This window comes from Kluyvera georgiana ATCC 51603, assembly GCF_001654985.1.
Taxonomy (GTDB): Bacteria; Pseudomonadota; Gammaproteobacteria; order Enterobacterales; family Enterobacteriaceae; genus Kluyvera; species Kluyvera georgiana.
On record NZ_LXEU01000130.1, the window covers coordinates 1 to 817 of the forward strand.

Sequence of the window (817 nt, forward strand, 5' to 3'; positions counted from 1 at the left end):
ACCATCATGAATTTCCGCCACCTGCTCGAGCAGCATCAACTGGCCCGTCAATTGTTCAAGACCATCAATCGCTGGCTGGCCGAAGCAGGCGTCATGATGACCCAAGGCACTTTGGTGGATGCCACCATCATTGAGGCACCCAGCTCGACCAAGAACAAAGAGCAGCAACGCGATCCGGAGATGCATCAGACCAAGAAAGGCAATCAGTGGCACTTTGGCATGAAGGCCCACATTGGTGTCGATGCCAAGAGTGGCCTGACCCACAGCCTGGTCACCACCGCGGCCAACGAGCATGACCTCAATCAGCTGGGTAATCTGCTTCATGGAGAGGAGCAATTTGTCTCAGCCGATGCCGGCTACCAAGGAGCGCCACAGCGCGAGGAGCTGGCCGAGGTGGATGTGGACTGGCTGATCGCCGAGCGTCCCGGCAGGGTAAAAACCTTGAAGCAGCATCCGCGCAAGAACAAAACGGCCATCAACATCGAATACATGAAAGCCAGCATCCGTGCCAGGGTGGAGCACCCGTTTCGCATCATCAAGCGGCAGTTCGGCTTCGTGAAAGCCAGATACAAGGGGCTGCTGAAAAACGATAACCAACTGGCGATGTTATTCACCCTGGCCAACCTGTTTCGGGTGGACCAAATGATACGTCAGTGGGAGAGATCTCAGTAAAAACCGGAAATAACGCCAGAAATGGTGGAAAAAATAGCCTAAATAGGCTGATTCGATGTGTTTGCGGGAAAAAAATCGGCCCAGATCCGCGAAATTTTAATCAGCGAGTCAGCTTGGGAAGAAATGACCTGCTTATTCGCACCTT

1 protein-coding gene is annotated in these 817 nt (G+C 53.4%); it reads left to right on the plus strand.

Annotation, left to right across the window (positions count from 1 at the left end; all coding sequences use genetic code 11):
- Window positions 1-672 (plus strand): IS5-like element ISKpn26 family transposase (locus M989_RS23975; protein WP_064549256.1); only part of this gene is annotated, 672 nt, incomplete at its 5' end.
- Window positions 673-817 lie beyond the last annotated feature (145 nt).